General features: G+C 40.3%; 40 protein-coding genes. 1 reads left to right on the forward strand and 39 read right to left on the reverse strand.

Annotated features, from left to right (window positions below):
- Positions 1-80 precede the first annotated feature (80 nt).
- The gene (locus ABES03_RS06770; RefSeq protein ID WP_430116287.1) at positions 81-2,039 is read right to left on the reverse strand and encodes a fructose-specific PTS transporter subunit EIIC; all 1,959 of its coding nucleotides are present in this window, start codon (positions 2,037-2,039) and stop codon (positions 81-83) included.
- A 169-nt stretch (positions 2,040-2,208) separates the two neighbouring features.
- On the opposite strand from ABES03_RS06770, the gene ABES03_RS06775 reads away from it, so the two are divergent.
- A complete protein-coding gene (locus ABES03_RS06775; protein WP_430116290.1) occupies positions 2,209-2,958 on the forward strand; it encodes a MurR/RpiR family transcriptional regulator in 750 nt (249 codons plus the stop codon).
- 269 nt (positions 2,959-3,227) lie between these two features.
- Here the strand turns inward: ABES03_RS06775 and ABES03_RS06780 are convergent, their stop codons facing one another.
- The 38 genes from ABES03_RS06780 to tuf form a co-directional block, all read right to left on the reverse strand.
- Complete coding sequence (locus ABES03_RS06780; protein WP_430116292.1) at positions 3,228-3,935, reverse strand: hypothetical protein; 708 nt, start codon at positions 3,933-3,935, stop codon at positions 3,228-3,230.
- A gap of 127 nt (positions 3,936-4,062) precedes the next feature.
- Positions 4,063-4,455, reverse strand: coding sequence for a 30S ribosomal protein S9 (gene rpsI, locus ABES03_RS06785; protein WP_098533175.1), 393 nt, complete (start codon positions 4,453-4,455; stop codon positions 4,063-4,065).
- Between the two features lie 20 nt (positions 4,456-4,475).
- Positions 4,476-4,913: a 50S ribosomal protein L13 gene (gene rplM / locus ABES03_RS06790; protein WP_430116293.1), complete on the reverse strand. Its 438-nt coding sequence runs from the start codon at positions 4,911-4,913 to the stop codon at positions 4,476-4,478.
- Between the two features lie 256 nt (positions 4,914-5,169).
- Positions 5,170-5,910 carry a tRNA pseudouridine(38-40) synthase TruA gene (truA, locus tag ABES03_RS06795; RefSeq protein ID WP_430116295.1) on the reverse strand — a complete coding sequence of 247 codons (741 nt, stop codon included), beginning with the start codon at positions 5,908-5,910 and terminating at the stop codon, positions 5,170-5,172.
- A 12-nt stretch (positions 5,911-5,922) separates the two neighbouring features.
- The gene (locus tag ABES03_RS06800; RefSeq protein ID WP_430116298.1) at positions 5,923-6,720 is read right to left on the reverse strand and encodes an energy-coupling factor transporter transmembrane component T family protein; all 798 of its coding nucleotides are present in this window, start codon (positions 6,718-6,720) and stop codon (positions 5,923-5,925) included.
- Positions 6,717-7,586, reverse strand: coding sequence for an energy-coupling factor ABC transporter ATP-binding protein (locus ABES03_RS06805; protein WP_430116301.1), 870 nt, complete (start codon positions 7,584-7,586; stop codon positions 6,717-6,719). The genes ABES03_RS06800 and ABES03_RS06805 overlap by 4 nt, the downstream gene beginning before the upstream one ends.
- Positions 7,562-8,401 (reverse strand): energy-coupling factor ABC transporter ATP-binding protein, encoded by an 840-nt coding sequence (locus ABES03_RS06810; protein WP_430116303.1) that lies wholly within the window; start codon positions 8,399-8,401, stop codon positions 7,562-7,564. The genes ABES03_RS06805 and ABES03_RS06810 overlap by 25 nt, the downstream gene beginning before the upstream one ends.
- Before the next feature lie 359 nt (positions 8,402-8,760).
- Complete coding sequence (gene rplQ, locus ABES03_RS06815; protein ID WP_289989314.1) at positions 8,761-9,123, reverse strand: 50S ribosomal protein L17; 363 nt, start codon at positions 9,121-9,123, stop codon at positions 8,761-8,763.
- Positions 9,124-9,177: 54 nt separating this feature from the next.
- A complete protein-coding gene (locus ABES03_RS06820) occupies positions 9,178-10,122 on the reverse strand; it encodes a DNA-directed RNA polymerase subunit alpha (protein ID WP_430116305.1) in 945 nt (314 codons plus the stop codon).
- A 177-nt stretch (positions 10,123-10,299) separates the two neighbouring features.
- Positions 10,300-10,689 carry a 30S ribosomal protein S11 gene (gene rpsK / locus ABES03_RS06825; RefSeq protein WP_026574109.1) on the reverse strand — a complete coding sequence of 130 codons (390 nt, stop codon included), beginning with the start codon at positions 10,687-10,689 and terminating at the stop codon, positions 10,300-10,302.
- A gap of 21 nt (positions 10,690-10,710) precedes the next feature.
- The gene (gene rpsM / locus ABES03_RS06830) at positions 10,711-11,076 is read right to left on the reverse strand and encodes a 30S ribosomal protein S13 (protein WP_166243776.1); all 366 of its coding nucleotides are present in this window, start codon (positions 11,074-11,076) and stop codon (positions 10,711-10,713) included.
- A 22-nt stretch (positions 11,077-11,098) separates the two neighbouring features.
- On the reverse strand, positions 11,099-11,212 hold the full coding sequence (gene rpmJ, locus ABES03_RS06835) for a 50S ribosomal protein L36 (protein WP_000868344.1): 114 nt from the start codon (positions 11,210-11,212) through the stop codon (positions 11,099-11,101).
- A 37-nt stretch (positions 11,213-11,249) separates the two neighbouring features.
- Positions 11,250-11,468 carry a translation initiation factor IF-1 gene (infA, locus tag ABES03_RS06840; protein WP_007085268.1) on the reverse strand — a complete coding sequence of 73 codons (219 nt, stop codon included), beginning with the start codon at positions 11,466-11,468 and terminating at the stop codon, positions 11,250-11,252.
- Between the two features lie 183 nt (positions 11,469-11,651).
- Entirely contained in the window at positions 11,652-12,398 is a 747-nt protein-coding gene (map, locus tag ABES03_RS06845; RefSeq protein ID WP_430116307.1) for a type I methionyl aminopeptidase, read from the reverse strand.
- Positions 12,395-13,048, reverse strand: a complete 654-nt coding sequence (locus ABES03_RS06850; RefSeq protein ID WP_430116309.1) for an adenylate kinase — start codon at positions 13,046-13,048, stop codon at positions 12,395-12,397. The genes map and ABES03_RS06850 overlap by 4 nt, the downstream gene beginning before the upstream one ends.
- Positions 13,049-13,105: 57 nt before the next feature.
- The gene (gene secY, locus ABES03_RS06855) at positions 13,106-14,401 is read right to left on the reverse strand and encodes a preprotein translocase subunit SecY (RefSeq protein WP_430116312.1); all 1,296 of its coding nucleotides are present in this window, start codon (positions 14,399-14,401) and stop codon (positions 13,106-13,108) included.
- Positions 14,401-14,841, reverse strand: coding sequence for a 50S ribosomal protein L15 (gene rplO, locus ABES03_RS06860; protein ID WP_309856931.1), 441 nt, complete (start codon positions 14,839-14,841; stop codon positions 14,401-14,403). The genes secY and rplO overlap by 1 nt, the downstream gene beginning before the upstream one ends.
- 32 nt (positions 14,842-14,873) lie before the next feature.
- Positions 14,874-15,056 (reverse strand): 50S ribosomal protein L30, encoded by a 183-nt coding sequence (gene rpmD / locus ABES03_RS06865; protein ID WP_307413407.1) that lies wholly within the window; start codon positions 15,054-15,056, stop codon positions 14,874-14,876.
- 13 nt (positions 15,057-15,069) lie between these two features.
- Positions 15,070-15,570, reverse strand: a complete 501-nt coding sequence (gene rpsE, locus ABES03_RS06870) for a 30S ribosomal protein S5 (RefSeq protein WP_098533200.1) — start codon at positions 15,568-15,570, stop codon at positions 15,070-15,072.
- Between the two features lie 24 nt (positions 15,571-15,594).
- Entirely contained in the window at positions 15,595-15,957 is a 363-nt protein-coding gene (rplR, locus tag ABES03_RS06875) for a 50S ribosomal protein L18 (protein WP_413304658.1), read from the reverse strand.
- Between the two features lie 32 nt (positions 15,958-15,989).
- Positions 15,990-16,526 carry a 50S ribosomal protein L6 gene (gene rplF, locus ABES03_RS06880; protein ID WP_308081558.1) on the reverse strand — a complete coding sequence of 179 codons (537 nt, stop codon included), beginning with the start codon at positions 16,524-16,526 and terminating at the stop codon, positions 15,990-15,992.
- 31 nt (positions 16,527-16,557) lie between these two features.
- Positions 16,558-16,956 carry a 30S ribosomal protein S8 gene (gene rpsH, locus ABES03_RS06885; RefSeq protein ID WP_007085276.1) on the reverse strand — a complete coding sequence of 133 codons (399 nt, stop codon included), beginning with the start codon at positions 16,954-16,956 and terminating at the stop codon, positions 16,558-16,560.
- A gap of 29 nt (positions 16,957-16,985) precedes the next feature.
- Positions 16,986-17,171, reverse strand: coding sequence for a type Z 30S ribosomal protein S14 (locus ABES03_RS06890; RefSeq protein WP_034676107.1), 186 nt, complete (start codon positions 17,169-17,171; stop codon positions 16,986-16,988).
- A 24-nt stretch (positions 17,172-17,195) separates the two neighbouring features.
- Entirely contained in the window at positions 17,196-17,735 is a 540-nt protein-coding gene (gene rplE, locus ABES03_RS06895) for a 50S ribosomal protein L5 (protein ID WP_308081559.1), read from the reverse strand.
- Positions 17,736-17,763: 28 nt separating this feature from the next.
- Positions 17,764-18,072 (reverse strand): 50S ribosomal protein L24, encoded by a 309-nt coding sequence (gene rplX / locus ABES03_RS06900; protein WP_308081560.1) that lies wholly within the window; start codon positions 18,070-18,072, stop codon positions 17,764-17,766.
- Positions 18,073-18,108: 36 nt separating this feature from the next.
- Positions 18,109-18,477 (reverse strand): 50S ribosomal protein L14, encoded by a 369-nt coding sequence (gene rplN, locus ABES03_RS06905; RefSeq protein WP_308081561.1) that lies wholly within the window; start codon positions 18,475-18,477, stop codon positions 18,109-18,111.
- 39 nt (positions 18,478-18,516) lie between these two features.
- Entirely contained in the window at positions 18,517-18,780 is a 264-nt protein-coding gene (gene rpsQ / locus ABES03_RS06910) for a 30S ribosomal protein S17 (RefSeq protein ID WP_430116317.1), read from the reverse strand.
- 22 nt (positions 18,781-18,802) lie between these two features.
- Positions 18,803-19,003 (reverse strand): 50S ribosomal protein L29, encoded by a 201-nt coding sequence (gene rpmC / locus ABES03_RS06915; protein WP_040203247.1) that lies wholly within the window; start codon positions 19,001-19,003, stop codon positions 18,803-18,805.
- On the reverse strand, positions 18,993-19,427 hold the full coding sequence (gene rplP / locus ABES03_RS06920; RefSeq protein ID WP_307282803.1) for a 50S ribosomal protein L16: 435 nt from the start codon (positions 19,425-19,427) through the stop codon (positions 18,993-18,995). The genes rpmC and rplP overlap by 11 nt, the downstream gene beginning before the upstream one ends.
- A gap of 2 nt (positions 19,428-19,429) precedes the next feature.
- Entirely contained in the window at positions 19,430-20,086 is a 657-nt protein-coding gene (gene rpsC, locus ABES03_RS06925) for a 30S ribosomal protein S3 (protein ID WP_308081563.1), read from the reverse strand.
- Between the two features lie 3 nt (positions 20,087-20,089).
- Positions 20,090-20,431: a 50S ribosomal protein L22 gene (gene rplV / locus ABES03_RS06930; RefSeq protein WP_430116320.1), complete on the reverse strand. Its 342-nt coding sequence runs from the start codon at positions 20,429-20,431 to the stop codon at positions 20,090-20,092.
- A gap of 17 nt (positions 20,432-20,448) precedes the next feature.
- Positions 20,449-20,727, reverse strand: a complete 279-nt coding sequence (gene rpsS / locus ABES03_RS06935; RefSeq protein ID WP_040203241.1) for a 30S ribosomal protein S19 — start codon at positions 20,725-20,727, stop codon at positions 20,449-20,451.
- Between the two features lie 60 nt (positions 20,728-20,787).
- Positions 20,788-21,618: a 50S ribosomal protein L2 gene (gene rplB / locus ABES03_RS06940; protein WP_430116322.1), complete on the reverse strand. Its 831-nt coding sequence runs from the start codon at positions 21,616-21,618 to the stop codon at positions 20,788-20,790.
- 29 nt (positions 21,619-21,647) lie between these two features.
- A complete protein-coding gene (rplW, locus tag ABES03_RS06945; RefSeq protein WP_308081566.1) occupies positions 21,648-21,932 on the reverse strand; it encodes a 50S ribosomal protein L23 in 285 nt (94 codons plus the stop codon).
- Complete coding sequence (rplD, locus tag ABES03_RS06950) at positions 21,932-22,555, reverse strand: 50S ribosomal protein L4 (RefSeq protein ID WP_308081567.1); 624 nt, start codon at positions 22,553-22,555, stop codon at positions 21,932-21,934. Before rplD ends, rplW begins: the two co-directional genes overlap by 1 nt.
- Before the next feature lie 29 nt (positions 22,556-22,584).
- A complete protein-coding gene (rplC, locus tag ABES03_RS06955) occupies positions 22,585-23,211 on the reverse strand; it encodes a 50S ribosomal protein L3 (RefSeq protein WP_430116324.1) in 627 nt (208 codons plus the stop codon).
- Positions 23,212-23,249: 38 nt separating this feature from the next.
- Complete coding sequence (gene rpsJ / locus ABES03_RS06960; protein WP_007085291.1) at positions 23,250-23,558, reverse strand: 30S ribosomal protein S10; 309 nt, start codon at positions 23,556-23,558, stop codon at positions 23,250-23,252.
- A gap of 1,026 nt (positions 23,559-24,584) precedes the next feature.
- Positions 24,585-25,772, reverse strand: a complete 1,188-nt coding sequence (gene tuf / locus ABES03_RS06965; RefSeq protein ID WP_308081569.1) for an elongation factor Tu — start codon at positions 25,770-25,772, stop codon at positions 24,585-24,587.
- Positions 25,773-25,779: the final 7 nt, after the last annotated feature.

A 25,779-nucleotide genomic window follows, 5' to 3' on the forward strand; every position in this document is an offset into this window, starting at 1 on the left:
CCTAGTTCCCTCCCACGATGTCTATTTTCAACTTAAAAGAAAGAGGGGTCACCTCTCTTAAGATGCGCCCCTTTTTTGTTTTATGCCTGAGTTTCTTTTTTCTTTAAAATTGAAAAGCGTACAAAAATATTAGTTAGTGCGATAAAGCCTACTCCCACTAAGAGTCCTACAAGGTATGCCCATAAGTTTTCAACCATTGGCCAGCCCCAAATAGCAGGTAGAGGCAGCCATTGAACAGCTCCTAACACAACGGCCGTTGCACTTCCTAGAATCGCACCGATAATATTGATTGGAATCGTAATCAGCGGATTGCGAAGCATGAACGGAATTGCCCCTTCGCTGATTGCAATAAAGCCTAATAACAATGAGGTATTCCCTGCAATTCGCAGATCCTCCGGAAACACTCTACGGCCAACGATATACTTATCAATCACTGTTGCAAGACCGATACCAATTGGCGGAATGACGATTGCTAATACGCGGGCAGTTAACGGATATACATGATCCGCAGCTAAACCAATAGCTATAGCTCCAGCCGCTTTATTAATTGGCCCCCCAAGGTCAAAGGCAGTAGCAGAAGCGATGATAGCTGCAAGAATTACATCACCTGTACCTGCTGCAGATTCAATCCAATTGCGAAGGATGACATTCAATCCTCCAAATACAGGATCTACAATATAAAAATTTAAGAAGAAAATAGCTAATACACTTATTGCAGGAATAATTAACATTGGTTTCATTGCCTGCAGGTTCTTGCTTAATTGAATTTTTTGATTTAGGAAACGACTAACGTAACCAGCAGTTAAACCCAGGATTAACGCACCAAGGAACCCCGATGGAATTCCTCCCTCAACAGCCCAAAACGTATAATGAAGACCACCAGCAAATGCCCCCCCAATGAATCCGGAAACTAGTCCTACTCGGTCTGCCAACGAATAAGCAACAAATGCTGCGAATATAGGATACATAAACTTGAAGATCAAACCGCCAAACATATCTAAATAATGTAAGATCACAAATAGTTCATTGGGATGTGTCGCATATTTAGGATCACCGAGTTCATTTACAAGTCCAAATGGCATCGCTCCTAGTTTGGCAATCCCCATCATAAGTCCCGCTGCAACAATAACTGGGATCATGTACGAAATACCGGTCATTACCGCCTGAACAGCTTCTCTAAAGAATCCACCACCAGAGGAAGTAGTTATTACATCAGCTGATTCAACACCCTCAACTACCCCATCAGGATTATTTAGTGCTTTTTGAATCATTTCTTTACCTTTTCTTAGAGGCTCTGCAACGCGGGTTTGCACAAATGGCATTCCAAAGAAACGTTCTTTTTGTTTCGGTGCTATATCTGTTGCAAAAATAACTGCATCTGCTTTTTTTATTACTTCTGGAGAAAGCTGATCCTCTATTCCGTTTGCGCCTTGTTTTTCGACTAGAACCAATACTCCAAGATCACGACCCGCTTGTTCAAGGGCTTCAGCAGCCATATACGTATGTGCAATGCCTGTTGCACAAGCTGTAACGGCAATCACTGTTTTGGTGAACTCTTGGTCCACTACCGGCTCTGTTACTTTTTCTATATCTAGAAGGTTTAGAAATTGTTCAGGCGTAGCTGCAGCCATTAGCCTATCCAAATAACCCTCACGCATTAGATTCGTACTTAATTCAGACAATATCTTTAAGTGGGTTGTGCCTGCTTCGTTTTCTGGGATAGCAATTAAGAACACTAGTTGCACCTTATTGCTTGGATCAATACTCGGCCAATCATTCAGTGGCGTTCTTAATCTAGCCACAGCAAAAACAGCCTTTTTAACAGTTGAAGATTTTCCATGTGGGATCGCCAATCCCTTTTCAAGTCCGGTTGGAGAAATCTCTTCCCTCTGTAAAACCTTCTCCAAAAATGCCTGTTCTGAAACTATATAACCTTCTTTATAAAGGTTAGAGATCAGTTGCTGGATGACTTGCTCTTTACTATTGGCCTGAACATCAAACACTACTAAATTCGGATGGGTCATGTTTCTAATTCCCATAACATTCACTCCTGTCTCACCTATTATGAAAACACTTTCAATTCCTTATACTATAGTTTTAACATAGAAAAAGCGGTTACAATTGTACATCCTCTGTACATTTGTACAGAATGAATACTATACTTGATTTACTAGATAAAAGATTTGGATGGAAATGAGGAACAACCAGATGGGGAAAATTCTCGACCAGTTCGGTAATCATATAGCAGAATTAACTTCGACAGAAAAACAGGTGCTTTATTACATTGATCAAAATTTAGATGAAGCAAAAAAACTTTCGCTGACCGAAATCGCGAAAGTGAATAATGTAAGTACCACAACAATTGTAAGGATGACACATAAACTTGGTTTAGAGGGGTTTTCAGAATTAAGGTATCTCCTAAAAACAATTGAAAATCAGCAGTCTCTGCTAAACGATAATCCGGTAGAACGATATCAAACAGAATTTCTATCTGCATTTGAAACCATTTCTATTGAAGAATTGGAAAAGCTCAGTGAGAGAATTAAGAACGCTAAACGAGTGATTGTAGTGGGCGTAGGGTTGTCCAAAATGCTCGCGGAGTATTTTAGTATGCTTCTTATGCAAACAAACAAGCAGACACATTATACATATGAATCACATATGATTGACCTTCTTCCTAACATGGTGGAACCCAAAGATTTAGTCTTTTTTATCTCTTCGAGTGGGGAAACACAAACGGTCATAAAAGCAGCGGAAAAACTATCCTACAAGGTCGTTGAAACGGCAGCAATTACGAATACCTCTGATTCAGCGTTAGGAAAACTAGTCAAAACAAACCTCAGTATGACAGTTGAACGAGTAAAGTATGCTGGATATGATATTACTGCTCGTTCCACTTTGATGCTGTTGATTGATTTATTGTTTGAATACTATTTAAAGAAAAGTATCGGTAAATAGGAATACCTTTTTTAAAAGAGTCTACTACATTAGGTTCTTTTTTTCTTTATTAGAATAGCTAATATAAGCTTCTAAAATTTGTCGATATCTACTCAGAATTTGTCGATATTTCCCGGGAATTTGTTGAAAATTAAAAAAATAGTGGATACGGTAGTTTAAATATCATCTCGCATATCGACTCTTTTTTTATTAAAGCAGAAGTCTCTGGGGATTTATTTGTATGTTATATCGCCCTGCGATACAAGAAAAAAAAGCCTAAAACAGGCACTTTATTTTCTGAATATGGAGAAAAGCCATGCCCATTTTTCTTTAGGCTGTTGTATCGCTTCTTCTAAACGTTTATTAAAATCATTTTGTGAAATCCACTCATTTTTCTGTTCGTCCCGCATATTTTGTATTTCTTTTTGTAAGAAATCGCTTATTTGTTGCTCCTGTTGCAATAACGTTTCATAATGGGTCATTTGTTGTTCAGTTAATTTTTCTATTTTAGCATGCGTTTTTTGTGCGGAATTTCCAATATTAGAACTTATAACATGATGATCTTGCTGGAGCCGGGAAACCGTTGTTTTAAGCTGAGACATATCGTTCGTCAATTGGACATTCATTTCACGTGTGGCTGCGAGTTCTTGAGCTAAAAACAATAAGATCTCTTCTAATTGTTTGGGGTCTTGGGGTAAATTACTATATGTATCGGGTATAGCAATCTCACTTTCATTAGGTCCTTCCAAACTTTCTTTTTGTTTATATACAATGTTTTTAGCTGTTTCGTCTAGGGGCTTGTCCGTATCGCGTAACGCTATAAGCGCTCCGATGTCAGATTGTACAAAAATACGCCGATCTCCATCTTTCAAAAATTCATATCCATTCCGCTCTAAGATTTGGCCATACTTTCGAACAGTGGGTGTTGCAATTCCTAATTCTTCTGCCACTTCTTTGGAAGAGAAAGCTTGTTCATTAGGTTGTATATCAAGTCGCATATCGGACCTCCTTTTAATTTAAATATGAACATTTTTAGATAAATTTGCAAGGGTCATATCACCTAGCGATACAAAATAAAAAAGACCCTCAACCAAATGGTCGAGAGTCTTGGAATGTCCGCAAAGATTAACGCTTTGAGAACTGAGGCGCACGACGAGCACCTTTAAGACCGTATTTCTTACGCTCTTTCATACGTGCATCACGAGTTAATAAACCTGCGCGCTTTAATGTTGGACGGAACTCAGGATCAGCTTGAAGTAATGCGCGAGCAATACCGTGGCGAATTGCGCCAGCTTGACCAGTGTATCCACCGCCGCTTACGTTTACAAGAACATCATAGCTTCCTACAGTTTCAGTAGCTACTAATGGTTGTCTTACAACAACACGTAAAGCTTCAAATGGGATATAATCTTCGATTTCACGACCGTTAACTACAATTTTACCTGTGCCTGGAACTAGACGCACACGTGCGACTGAGCTCTTACGGCGACCAGTACCGATATATTGAACTTGTGCCAAGTTAATTCCCTCCCTCTAAATTATCCGCGAAGTTCGTAAACTTCAGGTTTTTGTGCTTGGTGCGGATGTTCGCTACCAGCATATACGTGTAATTTTTTGATCATTTGACGGCCAAGAGAATTCTTTGGAAGCATACCTTTAATAGCAAGCTCGATCATTTTCTCAGCATAGTTTGTACGCATTTCAAGAGCAGTTCTTTGTTTTAAACCACCAGGATGCATGCTGTGACGGTAGTAGATCTTGTCAGTTAATTTCTTTCCTGTTAGTTCTACTTTAGATGCATTAAGAATAATTACATTATCACCAGTGTCAACATGTGGTGTAAAAGTTGGTTTGTTTTTACCACGTAGAATTGATGCTACTTCAGAAGCAAGACGTCCAAGAGTTTTGCCCTCAGCATCAATCACGTACCATTTACGCTCGATATTGTTGGCATTTGCCATAAACGTTGTACGCATGAGTTTCCCTCCTAATTAAATCCATTAAAGATTATTTTTTCGCACGTTCATAAAGCAGTTACTGTTTATTCTGTTCCGGGAATCCACAATAATGCCGTTGTGCGCTTAAGTTTTCTAATTCATATATTTTCAATCACGATGAAGACTTTCCGGGGCTTAATCGTGGGATTAAAAACACACACATATAATATAATAAATACTTTAGGTCTATATGTCAAGGGGATGTTACACCAGGTTGGGTTGTTTTATTCAAAAGTTATTTGTAAAAAACTTCCCAAAGGTATAGACCGTGGGCTGGAGCTGTTTTTCCTGCCAGGCGACGATCTTTTTTTTCTAGAATGGCAGGGATGTCCTCAGGGTTTCGATCACCAGACCCTACTTCTAGCAAAGTGCCTACCAAAATACGAACCATATTATACAAAAAACCGTTTCCGACAAAGCGAATCGTAAGCTGGTCATCTTCCAGCAAAAAGTCAATTTCTTTAACAGTTCGTATTTTATCTTCTACTTCTGTTCTTGCAGAACAAAAGCTAGTAAAGTCATGGGTGCCAAGGAAATATTTACTTGCTTCCCTCATAGCTTCTAAATTGAGACGATAGGGGTACCGATAGGCAAAGACCCTCTGAAAAGGATTCCTCTTAGACGATAAATGCAGCACATATCGATACTCTTTCCCTAACGCATCAAACCGAGAATGAAAGCTGTCGCTCACTTTTTTAACCGAAAGAATTGAAATATCCTCCGGCAGCATCGAATTTAGGGCGATTTCCCACCGGTCCTCAGAAATAGGCAGGGGCGAATCAAAATGAATCACCTGTCCTATTGCATGAACGCCTGCATCTGTTCGTCCAGAGCCTGTAACCTTCACAGAGGTGCCCTTATGCATTTTTGCTAAGACGCCTTCTATCTCTCGTTGTACAGTCCTCTTATTTGGTTGTACTTGATACCCCGAGAAACCCGAGCCATCATAGGATATTATGCATTTGTATCTTTGCATGGTTTCGCTCCATTATGAACGTAATAAGATTAAAAAGATGGTTAAAACACCTAGGAGTACTAATTGCAAGGAATCGCCTAATTGCCATTCGAGCTGCCTGTATTTTGTTCTTCCTTCTCCTCCGCGATAACCTCTTGCTTCCATCGCTATGGCCAGTTCTTCCGCCCGTTTAAAGGAGCTGACAAACAACGGAATAAGTAGTGGAATGACTGCCTTAATCCGCTCCCTAAAGGGACCACTTGAAAACTCAACACCACGGGCCATTTGAGCCTTCATGATTTTGTCTGTTTCCTGCATTAATGTTGGGATGAAACGTAAGGATATAGACATCATTAGAGCCATTTCATGGACAGGAAAATGTATCTTTTTTAATGGATGTAAAAGAGTTTCTAATCCATCTGTAATTTCAATTGGAGTGGTTGTTAAAGTTAACAATGAAGTCATTAAAATCAAGAAGAAGAATCGTAAAGAAATAAAGATTCCCTGTCTGACACCTTCTTCATATATTTTAATGGGTCCCCATTGATATAAAAGGTCTCCTTGTTTCGTAAAGAACAATTGCAAGGCTAAGGTAAAGAGCACAAGCCATAGAACCGGTTTCAGGCCACCGTATAAAAAACGAACAGGAATGCGGGACAAACCAAGCATGAAAAAGGTATAAATTCCTATTAGTGCATAGGTAACTGCATTATTCGCGAAGAAAATAACACATACAAATAAAAAGATAATCAGCAATTTAGAACGAGGGTCCATTTTGTGGATTAGAGAATCGGCAGGAACATAACGGCCAAAAATCATTTTCTCCATCATGAGTGAACACCTCTTTTTAATGTTTCAGTAACAGCTTCAGATAACTCTTCTATTGATAAATACATTTTATCGAGTTTTACACCTATTTTTTCTTCAAGCTTTAGCTGGAAACGAACCACTTCTGGAACATCCAATCCCATTTGTACCAACTGGGCAGGCGCAGAAAAGATTTCTTCTGGTGTTCCTTTGTTTACTACTTTTCCTTGTTGCATGATGACAATCTGGTCTGCGTATCTAGCTGCATCTTCCATACTATGTGTAACTAATATAGTGGATAGATTTCTATCCTTATGGAGTGTATAAAACATATCCATAATTTCTTTCCGGCCGCGTGGATCAAGTCCTGCGGTAGGTTCATCCAAGACGATAACATCTGGTTCCATGGCCAACACACCAGCAATCGCAACTCGACGCATTTGCCCGCCAGAAAGATCAAATGGGGATTTTTCTAAGACATCTTCCCCAAGTCCTACTTGTTTCAATGCAAGACGCGCCCGCTTTTTTGCCTCAGTTTCAGAAACACCGAAATTAAGTGGACCAAAAATAATATCCTTTTCTACTGTTTCTTCAAAAAGCTGATGTTCCGGAAATTGAAAAACAATGCCTACCTTTTGCCGTACTTGTTTTAAATTCTTATTTTTTTTCTGTGCTCTAATTTCATGTTCCCCAATCTTAACCGTTCCATTAGTTGGTTGTAAAAGGGCATTTAGATGCTGAAGAACCGTTGACTTGCCAGAACCTGTATGACCGATTATTGCCAAATATGTTCCAGATGGAATATCGATAGATACATCCTCAAGCGCTATGCGTTCAAAAGGAGTGTTTGCTTGATAACGGTATTCTATATGTTGAAGCGAGATGTCCATAGCTCTGTCACCAACTCTTCTTCCGATAAATAATGCTTGGATAGGTCAATCCCTTTTTGACGGAAAGCTTTGCTCATTTTAACCGAGAACGGAATATCCAATCCTAATTGAATCAACTGCTCGTCCATTGAAAAAATCTCTTCCGGTACGCCTTCACGGAAAACCTCACCTTTATTCATGACAATAATTCGATCTGCTTTTGCTGCCTCTTCCAGATCATGAGTAATAGAGATTACCGTTAAAGACTTTTCTTCTTTTAATAGTCTAACCGTCTCTAAAACCTCCTCACGACCTCTTGGATCAAGCATGGAGGTTGCCTCATCTAGAATAATAATAGAAGGCCTTAAGGCAAGTACGCCAGCAATTGCTACTCGCTGCTTCTGTCCACCTGATAGATGGTGGGGCTCTTGATATAGAAATTTATCCATTTTCACTTTCTTCAATGAATCTTCCACACGCTGGACCATTTCATCTCTAGGTATGCCATGATTTTCTAGACCAAAAGCCACATCATCCTGTACAGTTGTGCCGACAAATTGGTTATCGGGGTTTTGGAATACCATCCCTAATTTTTTTCGGACATCCCATACCGTTTCTTCATTCAAACCTATGCCGCATACCGTGATATCACCCTTTTGTGGGAATTGCAACCCATTTAGGAGCTTTGCCATAGTAGACTTACCTGAGCCATTATGACCAACAATGGCCAGCCATTCACCTTCATAGATATCGAATGTAACATTATTAAGTGCGTAGCGTTCTTGTCCTTCGTATTGAAAGGAAACTCCCTTAAGTGAAACAATTGATTCGTTCATTGTCATTCCTCCTCTCGACTAACATACTAAACTAAGCTCTACTAAGACAATATTTTTACATATAAAAAAAGCCCGCACCTCGTCCCTGGGCAGCAATTACTAAGGCTGCAAAAAGGAATTTCTATCAAGAAATGGGAGGAGGTGCATGAGCTAGACGAGACGTGAAAAAGAAAACAATTGATTATGAATCGTTTTCAATCCAAGGGGGTATTACTCCCTTCATGCTCCTACACGTAGAAGTCACGCTCATCATAACACTCGTTTGGCTTGGATCGAACAATATATTCTCTTACAGAAAAAGGGCAAAGAACAAGTTTGTTTGTAAACTGTCCAGCGCCCTTGTTGTCTGTTAAAAGGTATTAAACTAACTCGATAATAACCATTGGCGCACCGTCACCGCGGCGAGGTCCAAGTTTCATAATACGAGTATATCCACCTTGACGCTCTTGGTATCGTGGAGCGATATCAGCGAAAAGTTTTTGTACAGCATCTTGACCATTTTCAGCATTAGCAACTTCATTACGAACGTAAGAAGAAGCTTGACGACGAGCATGTAAATCGCCGCGTTTACCTAAAGTGATCATTTTTTCAACAGTCACACGAAGTTCTTTCGCGCGAGTTTCTGTTGTTTCGATGCGCTCGTTGATAATTAAGTCTGTAGTTAAATCACGTAGCATAGCTTTACGCTGTGCACTTGTGCGTCCTAACTTTCTGTATGCCATGAAGGGTTCCCTCCTTTGTTGAAGTCATTAAACGGATTATAAGCAGTGTTTGAACTAGTCGTCCTTACGCAAGCCTAATCCAAGCTCTTCTAGTTTCGCCTTCACTTCTTCGAGTGATTTGCGGCCTAAGTTTCGAACCTTCATCATATCTTCTTCAGTCTTATTAGCTAATTCCTGAACAGTGTTGATTCCAGCACGCTTTAAGCAGTTATAAGAACGAACAGAAAGGTCAAGTTCTTCAATAGTCATTTCAAGAACTTTTTCTTTTTGATCTTCTTCTTTTTCAATCATGATTTCAGCATTTTGAGCTTCATCGGTTAACCCAACGAAAATGTTCAAATGCTCGGTCAAAATTTTCGAACCAAGAGCAATCGCTTCCTTTGGCCCAGTGCTTCCATCTGTCCAAACATCTAGCGTTAGCTTGTCATAATTTGTCATTTGACCTACACGAGTATTTTCTACTTGATAGGACACACGAGAAACTGGCGTAAAGATTGAGTCAATTGGAATGACACCAATTGGTTGATCTTCTCTCTTGTTCAGATCAGCCGGTGTGTAACCACGACCGCGTCTTGCAGTTAAACGCATGCGAAGATGACCATTTGAAGCTAATGTAGCAATATGAAGGTCTGGATTTAAGATTTCAACATCACTATCATGAGTGATATTGCTTGCCTTAACAGGTCCTTCACCCTGAACATCAATCTCAAGAGTTTTTTCTTCGTCAGAGTAGATTTTTAAAGCTAATTTCTTAATGTTTAAAATGATGGATGTTACATCCTCTACGACGCCTTCAATTGTTGAGAACTCATGAAGTACCCCATCGACCTGAATCGATGTAACAGCGGCACCTGGGAGTGAAGATAGTAGGATACGACGTAAGGAGTTACCCAAAGTGGTACCATATCCACGCTCAAGTGGCTCTACGACGAACTTCCCGTACTTGGCATCATCGTTGATCTCAACCGTTTCGATTTTTGGTTTTTCTATTTCGATCATCAAATAACCCTCCTTCAAAACGTCGAAATCTCAACTAGTTTCATTCACTAATTGAAATTCCCCCATGTATACGTTCCCGTTTTGTGCACAACAACTGGAATAAATTCTCTGTATGAACTCTAAAAAATTAGTATCATATCCATTATAGACGCTTGATACAACTTCTATACAGAAAAATTAAACGCGACGGCGTTTTGGTGGACGGCATCCATTATGAGGAACAGGTGTAACGTCTTTGATTGCAGTTACTTCAAGACCAGCAGCTTGAAGTGCACGGATTGCAGCTTCACGGCCTGCGCCAGGTCCTTTAACTGTAACTTCTAAAGTTTTCATACCATGTTCGATAGATGTCTTTGCTGCAGTTTCAGCTGCCATTTGAGCTGCGAATGGAGTAGATTTACGAGAACCTTTAAATCCAAGCGCTCCAGCACTTGACCATGAAATTGCATTACCATGAACATCAGTGATTGTTACGATCGTATTGTTAAAAGTTGAACGGATATGAGCGATCCCAGATTCAATATTCTTTTTAACACGACGTTTACGAGTATTAGTTTTACGTGCCATTTAAATAACCTCCTTTGCCGATTACTTCTTCTTGTTCGCAACAGTCTTACGAGGACCTTTGCGTGTACGAGCGTTGTTTTTCGTATTTTGTCCACGAACCGGTAAACCACGACGATGACGTAATCCGCGGTAGCAGCCGATTTCCATTAAACGCTTAATGTTAAGAGAAATTTCACGGCGAAGATCACCTTCAACTTTTAATTTGTCGATGATGTCACGGATTTTGTTTAATTCGTCTTCTGTTAAATCACGTACACGAGTATTTTCAGAAACACCTGCTTCAGCTAATACTTTTTGTGCAGTATTTTTACCAATACCATAAATGTAAGTTAAAGAGATAACTACACGCTTTTCACGTGGAATATCTACACCAGCAATACGTGCCATATTTTAGCGCACCTCCTTCAGATTAACCTTGTTTTTGTTTATGTTTAGGGTTTTCACAGATAACCATAACTTTTCCGCGTCTACGGATAACTTTGCACTTTTCGCAGATCGGTTTAACAGATGGTCTTACTTTCATTATCCTAACCTCCTTAATGGTACGGAGTGCAAGCTGATTATTTAAAGCGGTAAGTAATTCTTCCGCGTGTTAAGTCATATGGAGAAAGCTCAACAGTCACCTTGTCACCCGGAAGGATTCGAATGAAGTGCATTCGAATTTTGCCAGAAACATGAGCTAGCACAGTATGACCATTTTCTAATTCTACCTTAAACATTGCATTTGGCAAAGTTTCAATTACTTTACCTTCAATTTCGATTACATCATCTTTGGCCATCGGTCTCGTCTCCCTTCTCTATTCAGAATAGCATTCGCCAATACATAGTAGGGCGCATTGGGTCAATTCTTCATACGTAATCCTGCAACCTTACAATTTTAACATAATGAGTAGCATTCTGTCCTCTAGTAACTATTACAAATTACAAATATTTCGGATTAGAATGGGTCTAGTAATAAAATACTAAATTTTAGTTAATATTTCAAAACCTGTTTCAGTGATCGCAATCGTGTGCTCAAAATGTGCACACCATTTTCCATCCACTGTAACAACCGTCCAATCGTCAGCCAATGTTTTTACATACCGGCTTCCGGCATTCACCATCGGTTCAATTGCAAGGACCATACCAGGCTTTAATACAGGACCTTTGTTTGGTAGACCAAAATGAGGAATATCTGGATCCTCATGTAAGTCTTGCCCTACTCCGTGCCCCACATACTCACGTACAATAGAAAAGCCATTTGCTTCCACATACTTTTGTATCGCATGGGAGATGTTCGAGAGTCGCTCGCCCGGTTTAGCTTCCTTTAAGCCTTGATAAAGTGACTCCTCTGTTACGTCGAGTAAACGCTGGGAATTTTCATCAATCGTTCCTACAGCATATGACCAAGCTGAATCACCATGATAACCATTATATTTAGCACCGATATCGATACTAATGATATCGCCCTCATGAAGGACGCGGTCCCCAGGAATTCCATGAACAAGTTCATTGTTCACACTTGTACAAATACTGCCGCGAAAACCATTATACCCTTTAAACGAAGGAATAGCATCCTTGCTGAGGATAAACTCTTCAGCAATTCTGTCCAATTCACGCGTTGTCATACCTGGAGCGATATGTTTCTTTAACTCTTGATGAGTCAAAGCAACTATCCGACCAGCTTCCCGCATGATGTCAATTTCCTTAGGGGTTTTACAAATGATCATTCAGCTAAGCCCCCAAGTAATTCCTCGATATCAATAAATACTTTATTAATATCTTGTTGTCCATCAATTGTGCGTAAATATCCCTTATCCTCATAAAAACCTAATAATGGTGCAGATTGCTTAATGTTAACGTCTAAGCGATTTTGGACTGTTTCTGCATTATCATCTGCTCTTTGGTATAGCTCCCCGCCACAGCGGTCGCAAACACCCTCTTTTGCAGGAGGATTAAAAACTAAATGATAAGTAGAGCCACAATCTTTGCAAATCCGTCTTCCAGTCAAACGATCCATTAAAATACTTTTATCCACGTCGATATTAATCACGTAGTCAATCTTTTTAGTTAGATCAGCTAATAGATTCTCTAACGCTTCTGCTTGAGGTACAGTCCTAGGAAAGCCGTCTAGTAAGAAGCCTTTTTGACAGTCTTCTTTACTTAAACGTTCACGTACAATGCCGATTGTTACTTCATCAGGAACAAGTTCGCCTTTGTCCATGTATGATTTTGCTTGTAACCCTAGTTCGGTTCCTTCTTTCATCGCTGCACGGAACATATCTCCAGTAGAGATATGAGGGATGCCGTATTTTTCGACGATTCGTTCAGCTTGAGTACCTTTACCTGCACCAGGTAGCCCCATTAAAACTAAATTCACACGTGTTCCCCCCTCGTGCTATAAATGGGTTTTAGGGAACAATAGTCCCCAAAACCATTACTTTATAAATCCTTTATAATGACGTTTAACCAGTTGAGCTTCAAGCTGTTTGTACGTGTCAAGCGCAACGCCGACAACGATCAAAAGACTTGTTCCTCCAATTTGAGCCGATTGCGGTAAATTCGCTATTTTAATAAAAATAGTTGGAAGTACTGCAATGATGGTTAGGAAGATTGCACCAACAAAGGTTAATCGATATAAAACGCGAGTTAAGTATTCCTGCGTGCTCTTACCAGGACGAATTCCTGGGATGTAGCCGCTTTGCTTCTGTAAGTTTTCCGCTGCTTGTTCAGGGTTAACTTGGATAAAAGCATAGAAATAAGTGAACGCGATAATTAATGCTGCATATAGCGTCATCCCAAGTGGATGAGAATAATCTAGATTTCTGTTAATCCAAAGCGTGACATCATTTGTTGGAAAAAATGATGCAATCGTTCTTGGTGTTACAATGAATGAAACCGCAAAGATGACAGGAATTACACCCGCAGCGTTAACTTTTAACGGCATGTGTGTAGACTGTCCTCCAACAGGATTCTTTCCTGCAACAACACGTTTTGCATATTGAATTGGAATTTTACGATTGGCTTGTTGGATGAAGATAACACCAACAACAATTGCAATAACAGCAAGTGCTATTATGACAACAGTTACAATACGTAAAAATAAAGCTTCTCCTGCGTTTTCAAACTGCTGAACATAAATTTGATTGATAGTTGAAGGCATACCAGCAACGATCCCTGCAAAGATGATAATGGAAATACCATTTCCAACACCCTTTTCAGTTATTTGCTCACCTAACCACATCAAGAAAGAAGTACCAGCAGTAAGTGTAACGGCAATCAGTAGATACGTACCAATTCCAGGGTTTTCAATCAAACGGCCACTTGCTAAGTTGTTGAAACCGTATGACATACCTAATGCTTGGATAAATCCAAGCACAACAGTGAAATAGCGAGTGAATTGAGCAATCTTACGACGGCCAGATTCACCTTGCTTGGACCATTCCGTAAATTTAGGAACAACGTCCATTTGTAACAACTGAATGATAATGGAAGCTGTGATATACGGCATAATACCCATTGCAAAGATGGAGAATTGTTTCAATGCCCCACCGCCAAAGGTATTTAAAATACCGAAAACACTAAGCTTATCCTGACTAGCAAGTACATCAGCATTAACATTCGGTACAGGAATAAATGTACCTAGTCGAAAGACGACTAGCATTAAGAGGGTGAATAAGATCTTACGTCGTATATCACCCACGCGCATAAAATTGGAGATTGTCTGGAACATTAGATCACCTCAGTAGTTCCACCAGCAGCTTCGATCGCTTCCTTAGCAGCAGAGGAGAATTTGTGAGCTTTTACAGTCAACTTTTTCTCTACGTTCCCTTTAGCAAGAATCTTGATTCCTGCTTTTTCGTTACTTACAACGCCTGTTTCGATAAGAAGTTCTGGAGTAACTTCTGTACCTTCTTCAAAGCGATTTAATGCATCAAGATTGACAACAGCATATTCTTTGCGGCTGACATTTGTAAATCCGCGTTTTGGTAAACGACGGTATAAAGGTGTTTGACCACCTTCAAAACCTAAGCGTACACCACCGCCTGAACGAGCATTTTGTCCTTTATGACCTTTACCCGCGGTCTTACCTTGACCAGAACCGATACCACGTCCTAAACGTTTACGCTCTTTACGAGAACCTTCGGCAGGTTTTAATTCATGAAGTTTCATATTGGCACCTCCTTATGAAAGAAAAGAATCAATTATTGTTCTTTAACTGTTACAAGGTGAGCAACTTTGTTAATCATACCGCGAATCGCAGCGTTATCTTGATGCTCAACTGTTTGATTTAATTTACGTAAACCTAATGCAGTAACTGTCGCGCGTTGGTCCTCAGGGCGACCAATTACACTACGGTTGAGGGTAATTAAAAGTTTATTCGCCATTTGATTTCCCTCCTTATCCTAACAGTTCTTCTACTGATTTACCACGTAATTTAGCTACGTCTTCAGCACGTTTTAATTGTTTTAATCCGTCAATAGTTGCACGAACCATGTTGATCGGAGTGTTAGTTCCTAATGATTTAGAAAGGATATCAGCAACTCCACCTAATTCAAGAACGGCACGAACTGGACCACCAGCGATAACTCCTGTACCTTCAGAAGCAGGCTTTAGAAGGATTTCGCCAGCACCAAAGCGTCCAATTACTTGGTGAGGAATTGTAGTTCCAACCATTGGCACTTCGACTAAGTTTTTCTTTGCATCTTCGATGGCTTTACGGATTGCATCTGGAACCTCTTGAGCTTTACCAGTACCAAATCCTACATGACCGTTTTTATCCCCAACTACTACAAGAGCAGAGAAACGGAAACGACGTCCACCTTTAACAACTTTCGCAACACGGTTAACCGTAACTACGCGTTCTTCAAGTTCAAGTTTGTTTGGATCAATACGACGCATCTTTTTGTGTCCCTCCTTTGTCTATTAAAATTGTAAGCCGTTTTCGCGAGCAGCATCAGCTAATGCTTGCACACGTCCGTGGTATAGGTATCCTCCACGATCAAAGACAATAGAAGTAATACCTTTTTCTACCGCACGTTTAGCGACTAATTCTCCGACCTTTTGTGCTGCTTCAACGTTACTAGTAGATTCAAGACCGAAATCTTTTTCTTTAGTAGAAGCACTTGCTAAAGTTACTCCAGCCATGTCATCGATTAATTGAGCATAAATATGCTTATTTGAACGAAACACGTTTAGACGTGGACGAGCAGAAGTACCGCTAAGTTTCGCACGAACACGAGCATGTCTTTTCTTGCGAGTAGCGTTTTTATCTTGCTTCGTAATCATTTACGTCACTCCTTTCGTTTACCTATGCGGCATTACTTACCTGTTTTACCTTCTTTACGACGAACGTTTTCGCCTTCGTAACGGATTCCTTTACCTTTATAAGGCTCTGGAGGACGTACTCCGCGGATATTGGCAGCTAATGCACCAACACGTTCTTTATCAGTACCTTTTACAATAACTTTTGTATTAGCAGGTACTTCGATTTCAAGGCCAGCTTCAGGTTCAATTTCAACTGGGTGAGAATAACCTACGTTTAATACAAGCTTGTTACCTTGCTTTTGAGCACGATATCCAACCCCGATTAACTCAAGGTTTCTTGTAAATCCGTTGGAAACACCTTCAACCATGTTCGCAATCACTGCACGAGTTGTACCGTGCAACGCGCGGTGTTCTTTCACGTCAGATGGACGAGCGATCGTTACAACGTTCTCTTCAACGTTGATTGTGATATCAGGATTAAAAGTACGAGTTAATTCGCCTTTAGGTCCTTTAACAGTTACTGTACTACCGTTTAAAGTAACAGTAACACCTGCTGGAATTTCAATTGGTTTTTTTCCTACGCGAGACATTTAGTGCACCTCCATTCATTCAAAAACTCGATTACCAAACGTAAGCTAATACTTCTCCGCCGACTTGTTTTGCACGAGCTTCTTTATCTGTAATAACACCTGTAGATGTTGATACTAAAGCGATACCAAGACCGTTAAGAACGCGTGGTACCTCATTTGATTTAGCGTAAACTCGAAGTCCAGGCTTGCTTATGCGCTTAAGACCAGTAATAACACGTTCGTTATTTGCACCGTATTTTAAGAAGATACGGATAATACCTTGTTTGTTGTCTTCGATAAATTCGACGTCACGTACGAAACCTTCGCGCTTTAAAATTTCAGCAATTTCTTTTTTTAGATTAGAAGCAGGCACTTCTAACTTTTCGTGACGTACCATGTTCGCATTACGAATGCGAGTAAGCATATCAGCAATTGGATCTGTCATGACCATTATTTTTACCTCCTTCCCAGACTTGGGTTTTACCAGCTAGCTTTTTTAACACCAGGAATTTGTCCTTTGTACGCTAATTCGCGGAAACAAATACGACAAAGCTTAAATTTACGGTATACAGAGTGTGGACGGCCACAACGTTCGCAGCGTGTATACTCTTGTACTGCATATTTAGGCGTGCGCTTTTGTTTCGCAATCATTGACTTTTTAGCCACGTTTTCGCCTCCATTATTTAACGATTACTTTTGGAATGGCATTCCAAATTGAGTTAAAAGTTCACGAGATTCTTCATCAGTGTTAGCAGTCGTTACGATAACGATATCCATACCACGAACTTTGGTTACTTTATCGTAATCAATTTCAGGGAAGATTAATTGTTCTTTAATTCCCAATGTATAGTTACCGCGACCATCGAAAGCTTTTTTAGAAACTCCACGGAAGTCACGTACACGAGGTAAAGAAACGGAAACTAATTTATCCAAGAATTCGTACATGCGCTCACCGCGAAGAGTAACTTTTGCACCGATTGGCATACCTTCACGAAGACGGAAGCCAGCGATAGACTTTTTCGCACGAGTTACTAATGGTTTTTGACCTGTGATTGTTGCAAGTTCCTCAACTGCATTATCAAGAGACTTAGCATTCGCTACTGCGTCACCAACACCCATGTTCACAACGATTTTTTCAAGTCTAGGAACTTCCATAACTGATTTATAGTTGAACTTGCTCATAAGAGCAGGAGTAACTTCTTTAACAAACTTTTCTTTTAGGCGGTTCACTTATTGTACCTCCCTTCTAAAATTTAAACTATTTATCTAAAACTTCACCGGATTTTGCTACGCGTACTTTTTTGCCATCAACCGCAGTGTAACCTACACGAGTTGGGTTACCTGATTTAGGATCGATAGGCATTACGTTTGATACATGAATAGGAGCCTCAAAACTGATAATTCCGCCTTGTGGATTCACTTGAGAAGGCTTAGCGTGTTTTTTAACAATGTTAACACCTTCAACTAGTACACGGCTTTCTTTAGGATAAGCAGCTAGGATTACACCTGTTTTGCCTTTATCCTTACCAGAGATGACTCTTACTTTATCACCTTTTTTTACATGCATCTGTGCGCACCTCCTTAAAGGCAATTAATTTTGAAATTATAATACTTCTGGAGCTAAAGAAACTATTTTCATAAAGTTATTATCGCGAAGTTCACGGGCAACTGGTCCGAAGATACGAGTTCCACGTGGGCTTTTGTCGTCTTTGATAATTACACATGCGTTTTCATCGAAACGAATGTAAGAACCATCATTACGGCGAGCACCGCTCTTTGTACGTACAATAACAGCTTTAACAACATCACCTTTTTTAACAACGCCACCAGGTGTTGCTTGTTTTACTGTACATACGATCACATCACCAATACCAGCAGTTTTGCGACCAGAACCCCCAAGAACTTTAATCGTAAGTACTTCACGAGCACCAGAGTTGTCAGCAACTTTTAAACGTGATTCTTGTTGAATCATGTGTGTAACCTCCCTTCGGAATGAAGCTTATCCGAACAATTAAATAATTACTGCTTTTTCTATTACTTCTACTAAACGGAAGCGTTTTGTAGCTGAAAGTGGGCGAGTTTCCATAATACGAACTACATCGCCAGTCTTAGCTTGGTTTTGCTCATCATGAGCCTTTAACTTTTTAGAGTACTTAACGCGTTTACCGTATAATGGATGCTTTTTATAAGTCTCGACAAGAACGGTAACAGTCTTATCCATTTTGTCAGAAACTACGCGTCCTGTGTAAACCTTGCGTTGGTTACGTTCACTCATTGTGTGAACCTCCTCTCAATCATTACTTGTTAACGCTGATTTCTCTTTCACGAACAACTGTTTTCATGCGAGCAATCGATTTGCGTACTTCACGAATACGAGCTGTGTTTTCAAGTTGTCCTGTCGCCAATTGAAAGCGAAGGTTGAAAAGCTCTTCTTTTAAAGATTTTACTTTTTGTTCAATTTCAGCAGTGGTAAGGTCACGTAGTTCATTAGCTTTCACTTGATTCACCACCAATTTCTTCTCGTTTTACAAACTTACATTTTACAGGAAGTTTGTGCATTGCTAGTCGAAGTGCTTCACGTGCGATTTCTTCAGAAACGCCAGCAATTTCGAACATAATCTTTCCAGGCTTAACAACAGCTACCCAGCCTTCTGGAGCACCTTTACCGGAACCCATACGCACTTCTAATGGCTTAGCAGTGTAAGGCTTGTGTGGGAAAATTTTAATCCAAACTTTACCGCCACGTTTCATGTAACGTGTCATCGCAATACGAGCAGCTTCGATTTGACGGTTTGTGATCCAAGAAGCTTCAAGTGCTTGTAGGCCGTATTCACCGAAAGTTACTTCAGTACCGCCTTTAGCGTTACCACGCATGTTACCACGGTGTTGACGGCGATATTTTACGCGTTTTGGCAATAACATGATTATTTGCCTCCTTCCGCATTTTTCTTCTTAGTAGGAAGGACTTCTCCCTTATAGATCCATACCTTTACGCCAAGCTTACCATATGTTGTATCAGCTTCAGCTGTAGCATAGTCGATATCAGCGCGAAGAGTATGAAGTGGAACAGTTCCCTCGCTGTAATGTTCAGAACGAGCGATATCAGCGCCGCCAAGACGACCAGATACCATTGTTTTGATACCTTTCGCACCAGCACGCATAGCACGTTGAATAACTTGCTTTTGTGCACGACGGAAAGATACACGGTTTTCTAATTGACGAGCAATATTTTCAGCAACTAGTTTCGCATCAAGATCAGCTCTCTTGATTTCAAGAATGTTGATATGAACACGTTTGCCAGTTAGTTGATTTAAAGCTTTACGAAGTGCTTCAACTTCAGTACCGCCTTTACCGATAACCATACCAGGCTTAGCTGTATGGATTGTAACATTCACACGGTTAGCAGCACGTTCGATTTCTACTTTAGAAACAGAAGCATCTTTTAAACGCTTCGTGATGTACTCACGAATTTTAAGGTCTTCGTGTAAAAGAGTAGCGAAGTCTTTACCTGCGTACCATTTAGATTCCCAATCACGGATGATTCCGATACGCAAACCGACTGGATTTACTTTTTGACCCACAGCTTATCCCTCCTTCTTTTCTGATAAAACGATTGTAATGTGGCTTGTGCGTTTGTTAATTTGGCTTGCACGGCCCATAGCGCGAGGACGGAAACGTTTTAGTGTCGGTCCTTCATCAACGAATGCTTGAGAAACAACTAAGTTATTAACGTCCATTTCATAGTTGTGCTCAGCATTTGCCATAGCTGATTTTAATACTTTTTCTACGATTGGAGAAGCAGCCTTAGGAGTGAGATTTAAAATCGCCACCGCTTCACCAATTTGCTTTCCTCGGATTAAATCAACGACTAAACGTGCTTTACGAGGAGCAATACGAACTGTTCTTGCAACAGCTTTAGCTTGCATTTGGATGCCCTCCTCTCTTAACGTCTTGTTTTCTTATCATCGTTACCATGGCCTTTGTAAGCACGTGTTGGAGCGAATTCTCCAAGCTTGTGTCCTACCATGTCTTCAGTAACATATACAGGCACATGTTTGCGACCATCATAAACTGCGATTGTGTGGCCGATAAATTGTGGGAAGATCGTAGAACGACGAGACCAAGTTTTAACAACTTGTTTACTCTCAGTTTCATTTAACTTTTCGACCTTAACCATTAAATGATCATCAACAAATGGTCCTTTTTTCAAGCTGCGACCCATGAAGGAACCTCCCTTCGTGACTGTTCTACGGTTCTTTCTTTGAACCGTAGTATAGTCCCGTTATTTTTTACCACGACGTACAATAAACTTATCTGATTTGTTTTTCTTCTTACGAGTTTTGTAACCAAGAGTTGGTTTACCCCAAGGAGTCATTGGTGACTTACGTCCGATTGGTGAACGTCCTTCACCACCACCGTGTGGGTGATCGTTAGGGTTCATTACTGATCCACGTACAGTTGGGCGCTTACCTAACCAACGAGAACGACCAGCTTTACCAATGTTAATAAGTTCGTGTTGTTCGTTTCCTACTTGACCGATAGAAGCACGGCACTCAGCAAGAATCATACGAACCTCACCAGAATTTAAACGTACAAGTACGTATTTACCTTCTTTACCAAGAACTTGTGCAGATGTACCAGCAGAACGAACTAGCTGACCACCCTTACCTGGTTTTAACTCAATGTTGTGTACTACTGTACCAACAGGAATGTTTGCTAATGGAAGAGCGTTACCCACTTTAATATCAGCCTCAGGGCCTGACATTACTTCCATGCCAACTTGTAGATTTTTAGGAGCTAAGATATAACGCTTTTCTCCATCCACATAGTTGATTAATGCAATATTTGCAGAACGGTTTGGATCGTACTCGATAGTGGCAACGCGTCCTGGAATGCCATCTTTGTTACGTTTGAAATCGATGATACGATATTGACGCTTATGGCCGCCACCTTGATGACGAACAGTTAACTTACCTTGGTTATTACGGCCGCCTTTTCTCTTTAATGGTGCTAATAGAGATTTCTCAGGAGTGCTAGTTGTGATTTCTGCGAAATCAGAAGTAGTCATTCCGCGACGACCATTAGAGGTAGGTTTGTACTTTTTAATCGCCATTTTTTTTCCCTCCTCTTCTTGTTAGGTTCTTATGCTTCAAAGAATTCGATTTCTTTGCTGTCAGCAGTTAATTTTACAATTGCTTTACGACGTTTGTTTGTGTATCCGCCGAATTTGCCCATACGCTTGAACTTACCTTTATAGTTCATAATGTTAACTTTCTCAACTTCAACGCCGAAGATTTCTTTGATCGCATCTTTGACTTGAGTTTTGTTAGCTCTAACATCAACTTCGAACGTATATTTCTTTTCAGCCATTAGGTCAGTAGAACGCTCAGTGATAACGGGGCGCTTAATGATATCGCGTGCATCCATTATGCAAGCACCTCCTCTACTTTTTCAACCGCTGCTTTAGTCATGATTAATTGATCATGATTAACAACATCTAATACGTTAATGCCATTAGCTGTTACTACTGTTACACCAGGAATGTTACGTGCAGAAAGTGCTACGTTCTCATCTAGGTCAGCTGTAACAATCAATGCCTTCTTCTCAACAGAAAGACCAGCTAATACAGCTTTAAAGTCCTTTGTCTTCGGAGCTTCGAATGCTAAGTTTTCTAATACTACAATGTTTTCTTCTAGAACTTTAGAAGATAATGCAGATTTAATCGCTAAGCGACGAACCTTTTTAGGTAATGTATAGCTGTAGCTGCGTGGTGTTGGACCGAATACAATACCACCTCCGCGCCATTGTGGAGAACGAATTGACCCTTGACGTGCACGGCCAGTTCCTTTTTGACGCCATGGTTTACGACCACCGCCGCGTACTTCAGAACGAATTTTTGTTTTATGAGTACCTTGACGTAAAGAAGCTCTTTGCATAACAATTGCTTCAAATAATACGTGTTGGTTAGGCTCAATACCAAAAACTGCTTCATTAAGTTCGATTTCACCAACTTGTGAACCGTTTTGGTTTAATAATGCTACTTTAGGCATTCCTTTGTTCCTCCTTTCTTAAATACTATTTATGCTTTTACCGCACCTTTGATTTTAAGTAATGCTTTTTTAGCTCCTGGTACGTTACCTTTGATTAGAAGTAAGTTGCGTTCAACATCAACTTTAACTACTTCAAGGTTTTGAACTGTAATTTGGTCTCCACCCATGCGTCCTGGTAATAATTTACCTTTGAATACGCGGTTTGGAGCAACAGGTCCCATTGAACCAGGGCGACGGTGATAACGAGAACCGTGAGCCATTGGGCCGCGTGATTGTCCGTGGCGTTTAATAACACCTTGGAAACCTTTACCCTTTGAGATTCCTGTTACATCTACGATATCTCCTGCAGCGAAAATATCAACTTTGACTTCTTGACCAACTTCATATCCTGCTAAGTCGTCTCCGCGGAATTCGCGAATGAAGCGCTTAGGAGCAGTGTTTGCTTTAGCAACATGTCCTTTTTCAGGTTTGTTAGCTAACTTTTCACGCTTGTCTTCAAAACCAACTTGAACAGCAACATATCCATCGCTATCAACTGATTTCTTTTGAAGAACTACGTTTGGAGCTACCTCAACCACAGTTACAGGGATTAAGTTGCCGTTTTCTGCAAATACTTGAGTCATACCAATCTTTCTTCCTAAGATTCCTTTGGTCATTTAAGTCACACCTCCTATAAAATGTTTGTTTATTTAGATTAAAGTTTAATTTCAATATCAACGCCAGATGGTAAGTCTAAACGCATTAACGCATCAACTGTTTGTGGAGTTGGGTTAACGATGTCGATTAGACGCTTATGAGTTCTCATTTCGAACTGCTCACGAGAATCTTTGTACTTATGAACCGCACGAAGAATCGTGTATACAGATTTTTCAGTTGGTAACGGAATTGGACCAGAAACTGCCGCACCTGAACGTTTTGCTGTTTCAACGATTTTTTCTGCTGATTGATCAAGAATTCTGTGATCATAAGCTTTTAAACGAATACGAATCTTTTGTTTTGCCATTATTTTCCCTCCTTTATTCGCCTATTTTAAAAATAGACATTCTCAGTGAAAATTTCCCACACACTCGCCATGGCAAAGCGGCCGGGTGTGTCAGCAACCTTTCACATCATCGCAGTCAAAGACCAACATTGTCTATTATACATAAAACATAAAAGAAACGCAACACCTATTAAAATTTTTTTCTTTATGTTTCTGTCCTGAACACTTTTCTTATTATAGCGGCTGTAAAATACTTTTTCAACTGAAATTATCAATCTCCAATAATAACCTAATTAGAGATTAGGATGTTACGTTATAATGATGATTACCAGATACTCATAAGAGCGTAAACATTTTATGTATTGTCTTTGGTTGGGAAGATTGGATTAGCTAATAAGTCTATGGGTATGGCGCAGCAGAATTTACAAAACATAAATCATTTGTTGTATTTATATAGAAGAAACTCGGTTATATAGGTACATTGCTGAAGTTTAAATATGATTTTTTTGTGGTTTAGGGGGTTAGTAAGCTTATAGGAGACTGGTTTCCGGGTTTTTTATCAGTTCGGGTCGCTGAGGGGCCTTATTGACGACCGGTTCTCCGATTTTTCATCGGTTTAGGTCGCTTAGGAGCCTTATTGGCTACTGGTTCTCCGATTTTTCACCGGTTCAGGTCGCTTAGGAGTCTTATAGGCGACCAATTCTCCGGTTTTTCAACAGTTCGGGTCGCTTAGGAGCCTTATTGACGACCGGTTCTCCGATTTTTCACCGGTTTGGGTCGCTTAGGAGCTTTATTGACGACCGGTTCTCCGGTTTTTCATCGGTTTGCGTCGATTAACAGCCTTATTGGCGACTGGTTCTCCGATTTTTCAACAGTTTGGGTCGCTTAGGAGACTTATTGGCGACTGGTTTTTCATTTTTTCACCGGTCTCAGTCGCTTATATTCCCTATTAGTGACCGTGCTTTGATTTTCACAATAGGGTCGATCACATTCTTTAAGACAAAAAAAAGCAGATGGATCGTCACCCATCTGCTTTCATTTATTGAATTACTCAGTGATTGTAGTGATTGAACCTGAACCTACTGTACGTCCACCTTCACGAATAGAGAACTTAGTTCCTTCTTCGATAGCGATTGGAGCGATAAGTTCAACAGTCATTTCGATGTGGTCGCCAGGCATAACCATTTCAGTACCTTCTGGAAGGTTACAGATACCAGTGATATCAGAAGTACGGAAATAGAATTGTGGACGGTAGTTTGTGAAGAATGGAGTATGACGTCCACCTTCTTCTTTTGATAATACGTATACTTGTGCTTTGAACTTTGTGTGTGGAGTGATTGATTTTGGCTTAGCCAAAACTTGACCACGCTCGATATCTTCACGCGCTACACCACGAAGTAGGGCACCAATGTTGTCACCTGCTTCAGCAAAGTCAAGAAGCTTACGGAACATTTCTACACCTGTTACAGTAGTAGATTTTGGCTCTTCAGTGAAACCTACGATTTCAACTACGTCACCAACTTTAACTACACCACGCTCAACACGTCCAGTAGCAACAGTTCCACGACCAGTGATTGAGAATACGTCCTCAACTGGCATCATGAAAGGCTTGTCAGTGTCACGAGTTGGAGTTGGGATGAATTCGTCAACAGCAGTCATAAGTTCAAGAACTTTTTCTTCCCAAGCCGCTTCACCTTCTAATGCTTTAAGAGCAGAACCTTTGATAACTGGAGTGTCATCGCCAGGGAAATCGTATTCAGATAATAGGTCACGAATTTCCATTTCTACTAATTCAAGAAGTTCTTCGTCATCAACCATATCACACTTGTTCATGAATACAACAAGGTAAGGTACGCCTACCTGACGAGAAAGAAGGATGTGCTCACGAGTTTGTGGCATTGGACCATCAGTAGCAGATACTACTAAGATACCGCCGTCCATTTGTGCAGCACCAGTGATCATGTTTTTAACATAGTCAGCGTGTCCTGGGCAGTCTACGTGTGCGTAGTGACGTGCGTCAGTTTCATATTCAACGTGTGCAGTAGAGATTGTGATACCACGCTCTTTTTCTTCTGGAGCACCATCGATTTGATCGTATGCACGAGCTTCTGCTTTACCTGATTTAGCAAGTACAGAAGTGATTGCAGCAGTTAAAGTAGTTTTACCATGGTCAACGTGTCCGATTGTACCAATGTTAACGTGTGGCTTTGAACGGTCGAATTTAGCTTTTGCCATTTGGAAA

Source organism: Neobacillus rhizosphaerae (assembly GCF_050477885.1).
GTDB classification, from domain to species: Bacteria; Bacillota; Bacilli; order Bacillales; family Cytobacillaceae; genus Neobacillus; species Neobacillus rhizosphaerae_A.

What these genes read in the sequence shown, in the direction of transcription:
- rplM (WP_430116293.1), bottom strand. Translation starts at nt 4,913, where the DNA reads ATGCGTACAACGTTTATGGCAAATGCCAACAATATCGAGCGTAAATGG.
- infA (WP_007085268.1), bottom strand. Translation starts at nt 11,468, where the DNA reads ATGGCCAAAGATGATGTAATCGAAATTGAAGGTAAAGTAATTGAAACT.
- rpsM (WP_166243776.1), bottom strand. Translation starts at nt 11,076, where the DNA reads ATGGCACGTATTGCTGGTGTAGATATTCCACGTGAAAAGCGTGTAGTT.
- rpsH (WP_007085276.1), bottom strand. Translation starts at nt 16,956, where the DNA reads ATGGTCATGACAGATCCAATTGCTGATATGCTTACTCGCATTCGTAAT.
- map (WP_430116307.1), bottom strand. Translation starts at nt 12,398, where the DNA reads ATGATCATTTGTAAAACCCCTAAGGAAATTGACATCATGCGGGAAGCT.
- rplW (WP_308081566.1), bottom strand. Translation starts at nt 21,932, where the DNA reads ATGGATGCACGCGATATCATTAAGCGCCCCGTTATCACTGAGCGTTCT.
- rplQ (WP_289989314.1), bottom strand. Translation starts at nt 9,123, where the DNA reads ATGGCATACAGAAAGTTAGGACGCACAAGTGCACAGCGTAAAGCTATG.
- rplO (WP_309856931.1), bottom strand. Translation starts at nt 14,841, where the DNA reads ATGAAACTTCATGAATTAAAACCTGCCGAAGGTTCTCGTAAAGAGCGT.
- rpmJ (WP_000868344.1), bottom strand. Translation starts at nt 11,212, where the DNA reads ATGAAAGTAAGACCATCTGTTAAACCGATCTGCGAAAAGTGCAAAGTT.
- tuf (WP_308081569.1), bottom strand. Translation starts at nt 25,772, where the DNA reads ATGGCAAAAGCTAAATTCGACCGTTCAAAGCCACACGTTAACATTGGT.
- rplR (WP_413304658.1), bottom strand. Translation starts at nt 15,957, where the DNA reads ATGATTACGAAGCAAGATAAAAACGCTACTCGCAAGAAAAGACATGCT.
- rpsK (WP_026574109.1), bottom strand. Translation starts at nt 10,689, where the DNA reads ATGGCACGTAAAACTAATACTCGTAAACGTCGTGTTAAAAAGAATATT.
- rplV (WP_430116320.1), bottom strand. Translation starts at nt 20,431, where the DNA reads ATGCAAGCTAAAGCTGTTGCAAGAACAGTTCGTATTGCTCCTCGTAAA.
- ABES03_RS06775 (WP_430116290.1), top strand. Translation starts at nt 2,209, where the DNA reads ATGGGGAAAATTCTCGACCAGTTCGGTAATCATATAGCAGAATTAACT.
- rplB (WP_430116322.1), bottom strand. Translation starts at nt 21,618, where the DNA reads ATGGCGATTAAAAAGTACAAACCTACCTCTAATGGTCGTCGCGGAATG.
- secY (WP_430116312.1), bottom strand. Translation starts at nt 14,401, where the DNA reads ATGTTCCAGACAATCTCCAATTTTATGCGCGTGGGTGATATACGACGT.
- rplP (WP_307282803.1), bottom strand. Translation starts at nt 19,427, where the DNA reads ATGTTATTGCCAAAACGCGTAAAATATCGCCGTCAACACCGTGGTAAC.
- rpsQ (WP_430116317.1), bottom strand. Translation starts at nt 18,780, where the DNA reads ATGAGTGAACGTAACCAACGCAAGGTTTACACAGGACGCGTAGTTTCT.
- rpsJ (WP_007085291.1), bottom strand. Translation starts at nt 23,558, where the DNA reads ATGGCAAAACAAAAGATTCGTATTCGTTTAAAAGCTTATGATCACAGA.
- rplN (WP_308081561.1), bottom strand. Translation starts at nt 18,477, where the DNA reads ATGATTCAACAAGAATCACGTTTAAAAGTTGCTGACAACTCTGGTGCT.
- ABES03_RS06805 (WP_430116301.1), bottom strand. Translation starts at nt 7,586, where the DNA reads ATGGACATCTCGCTTCAACATATAGAATACCGTTATCAAGCAAACACT.
- rpsE (WP_098533200.1), bottom strand. Translation starts at nt 15,570, where the DNA reads ATGCGTCGTATTGATCCAAACAAACTTGAACTTGAAGAACGCGTAGTT.
- ABES03_RS06770 (WP_430116287.1), bottom strand. Translation starts at nt 2,039, where the DNA reads ATGGGAATTAGAAACATGACCCATCCGAATTTAGTAGTGTTTGATGTT.
- rplF (WP_308081558.1), bottom strand. Translation starts at nt 16,526, where the DNA reads ATGTCTCGCGTAGGAAAAAAACCAATTGAAATTCCAGCAGGTGTTACT.
- rplC (WP_430116324.1), bottom strand. Translation starts at nt 23,211, where the DNA reads ATGACCAAAGGAATCTTAGGAAGAAAGATTGGTATGACTCAAGTATTT.
- ABES03_RS06780 (WP_430116292.1), bottom strand. Translation starts at nt 3,935, where the DNA reads ATGCGACTTGATATACAACCTAATGAACAAGCTTTCTCTTCCAAAGAA.
- rpmD (WP_307413407.1), bottom strand. Translation starts at nt 15,056, where the DNA reads ATGGCGAATAAACTTTTAATTACCCTCAACCGTAGTGTAATTGGTCGC.
- ABES03_RS06820 (WP_430116305.1), bottom strand. Translation starts at nt 10,122, where the DNA reads ATGATCGAAATAGAAAAACCAAAAATCGAAACGGTTGAGATCAACGAT.
- truA (WP_430116295.1), bottom strand. Translation starts at nt 5,910, where the DNA reads ATGCAAAGATACAAATGCATAATATCCTATGATGGCTCGGGTTTCTCG.
- ABES03_RS06810 (WP_430116303.1), bottom strand. Translation starts at nt 8,401, where the DNA reads ATGAACGAATCAATTGTTTCACTTAAGGGAGTTTCCTTTCAATACGAA.
- rplX (WP_308081560.1), bottom strand. Translation starts at nt 18,072, where the DNA reads ATGCATGTAAAAAAAGGTGATAAAGTAAGAGTCATCTCTGGTAAGGAT.
- rplD (WP_308081567.1), bottom strand. Translation starts at nt 22,555, where the DNA reads ATGCCTAAAGTAGCATTATTAAACCAAAACGGTTCACAAGTTGGTGAA.
- ABES03_RS06800 (WP_430116298.1), bottom strand. Translation starts at nt 6,720, where the DNA reads ATGATGGAGAAAATGATTTTTGGCCGTTATGTTCCTGCCGATTCTCTA.
- rpsS (WP_040203241.1), bottom strand. Translation starts at nt 20,727, where the DNA reads ATGGGTCGCAGCTTGAAAAAAGGACCATTTGTTGATGATCATTTAATG.